General features: G+C 71.1%; 1 protein-coding gene. It reads right to left on the reverse strand.

Annotated elements, in window-relative coordinates:
• Positions 1-3: 3 nt before the first annotated feature.
• Positions 4-752, reverse strand: a 749-nt coding sequence (locus tag ACFWJO_RS39190) for an AMP-dependent synthetase/ligase (protein ID WP_386873006.1), incomplete at its 5' end; no start/stop codon positions are given.

Below are 752 nucleotides of genomic sequence, written 5' to 3' on the forward strand. Positions count from 1 at the left end.
GGGTCAGCGGCGGTAGAGGGCCTCGACGTCCTCGGCGTGGTCCTCGATCACCTGGGCCCGCTTGAGCTTCTGGGACTGGGTGACGTGCCCGGAGTCCTCGGTGAACGGGTGGTCCAGGATGCGGAAGCGGCGGATGGACTCGGCGCGGGAGACGCCCGCGTTGACCTGGTCCACCGCCTCCTGGATCGAGGCCAGCACGGTGGGGTCCGTCGCGGCCTCGGCCGGAGTGAGGGTGAGCTCGCGGTCCAGGGCCCACTGGGTGAAGGCCTCGGCGTCCAGGGTGATGAGGGCGCCCACGAACGGACGGTTCTCCCCGACCACCACGACGTGCTCGATGAGCCGGTGCTGGCGCAGCGCCTCCTCCATGGGCGTGGGGTACACGTTCTTGCCGCCGGCGGTGATGATCACGTCCTTCTTGCGGCCGGTGATCCGCAGGAAGCCGTGCTCGTCCAGCGCACCGATGTCCCCGGTGCGGAAGAAGTCGTCCTCCATCGCCTCCGCCGACGCCTTCGGCATGCCGTGGTAGCCGTCGAACACCACGGGGCCGCGGATGAGGATCTCGCCGTCCTCGGCGATCTTCACCGTCACCCCGGCCACGGGCAGGCCCACGGTGCCCACGCGGTGCGCGCCGGGGATGTTCACGGTGGCCGGCGCGGTGGTCTCCGTGAGGCCGTAGCCCTCCACGATCGGAATGCCGGCGCCGCGGAAGAAGTGCACCAGCTCCGGGGAGAGGGCGGACGCGCCGGACACGC

Source organism: Streptomyces sp. NPDC127092 (assembly GCF_042722475.1).
Taxonomy (GTDB): domain Bacteria; phylum Actinomycetota; class Actinomycetes; order Streptomycetales; family Streptomycetaceae; genus Streptomyces.